The organism is Marinobacter sp. MBR-99, from assembly GCF_040547575.1.
In the GTDB taxonomy this organism is placed as follows: domain Bacteria; phylum Pseudomonadota; class Gammaproteobacteria; order Pseudomonadales; family Oleiphilaceae; genus Marinobacter.
Window position 1 is genome coordinate 1 of record NZ_JBEPPY010000059.1, and the last position, 1,156, is coordinate 1,156.

Annotated in this window: 1 protein-coding gene; it reads right to left on the minus strand. The window is 52.9% G+C overall.

The window, feature by feature from the left end:
* Positions 1–140: 140 nt before the first annotated feature.
* Entirely contained in the window at positions 141–1,085 is a 945-nt protein-coding gene (locus ABIE59_RS19970; RefSeq protein WP_011784145.1) for an IS5 family transposase, read from the minus strand.
* Between the last annotated feature and the right edge of the window lie 71 nt (positions 1,086–1,156).

Below are 1,156 nucleotides of genomic sequence, written 5' to 3' on the forward strand. Positions count from 1 at the left end.
GGAAGGTCTGAATAACTGCTGATATTTGCCCATCTTGGGTTTAAACGGCAAAAAATCGAAGATTCAGACACTATTTTCCCTTTATTTGTGTGTTTTTTGCCCGTTTCCCGCCATTTTGGCGGAAAACAGGCGCACTGGCCCTACGCCAGCATGTATTTTTCACCGATCAGCAGGTTGCTAAACGCGGCCAGCAAATGCAACCGGTTGCTGTTCTTGGCAAGGCCGCGATAGCGGACCTTGCCATAACCAAAGACCCGCTTGATGTACCGGAAGGGATGCTCGACCTTGGCACGAACACTGGCTTTGATCTTCTCTGCTTTCAGTTTGTCGGCATCCAGCGTCTTCCGGGTGCCAGGCCGTTTGGCAATGAACCAGGAGACGTTTTTGCGGTGCTTATGCTCATCCCGCTTCTGAATGCCAAGGTAACCGGCGTCGCCGAAGACTCGTTGCTCTTCACCATGCAGCAGCTTGTCGGTGGGCACGATGTCGTGAACATTGGCAGCGGTGGTATCAATGCTATGAATCAGACCGAACGTGTCGTCGACACCAATGTGCATTTTCATGCCGAAGTGCCATTCGTTGCCCTTTCTGGTCTGGTGCATCTCCGGATCACGCTTGCCAGTTTGGTTCTTGGTGGAGCTGGGAGCAGAGATGATGGTGGCATCTACGATGCTTCCTTCACGCAACATCAAGCCGTTTTTCTCCAGGTGTTTGTTCACCTCTTTAAACAGCGCCTTGCCAAGACCGTGCTGCTCCAGGAAATGCCGGAAGTTGAGAATCGTCGTCTCATCTGGCAAACGGTCCAGCTTCAGACCCGCGAAGTGCCGCATGGATTCGATCTCGTACAGCGCGTCTTCCATGGCCGGATCGCTCAAGTTATAGAACAACTGCATGCAGTGAACCCGCAGCATGGCAGGCAGCGGATAAGGGGGCCGTCCGTTCCGGCCCTTCGGGTAATAACGGGCTACCTTCTTCTCCAACTGCTTCCACGGAATCAGCTTGTCCATCCGTTCCAGAAAGATCTCGCGACGGGTCTTGCGCTTCTTGGTCTGGTATTCGGCTTCGGAGAAGGTGATCTGATCCATGCTGGCAACGATCCTATGCGATTGACGATGGCCGTATTATCGCTGATTTTGGAGACTTATTCAGAGCCTCC

What these genes read in the sequence shown, in the direction of transcription:
- ABIE59_RS19970 (WP_011784145.1), bottom strand. Translation starts at nt 1,085, where the DNA reads ATGGATCAGATCACCTTCTCCGAAGCCGAATACCAGACCAAGAAGCGC.